This is a genomic window from Mesorhizobium sp. Arg314 (assembly GCF_053714275.1).
The window spans coordinates 1-207 of the sequence record NZ_JBSKBP010000401.1; the positions used below are offsets into that span (position 1 = coordinate 1).

The window sequence follows — 207 nt, forward strand, 5'->3', positions numbered from 1 at the left end:
CGCAACTTAAGGAAAGAGACGTACGCTGGCTGGAACTCTGGCACGTGGAGATGCTGCTGCGCGGCTTCTATGTGGCGCCACGCGGACTTGTTGCACTCTCGCTTCCTTTCGGTGAGAATGAGGCAAAAACTTTTCTTACTGCATTCGACGATTTTTTGGCAGCTCATCGTTCTCTCTTGCCTACGCGCACCAGTTAACCTTATTCAT

General features: G+C 51.2%; 1 pseudogene. It reads left to right on the forward strand.

Going from position 1 to position 207, the window contains the following annotated elements:
• Positions 1–197: pseudogene (locus ACWGS9_RS36025) on the forward strand (hypothetical protein); the annotation flags it as partial.
• Between the last annotated feature and the right edge of the window lie 10 nt (positions 198–207).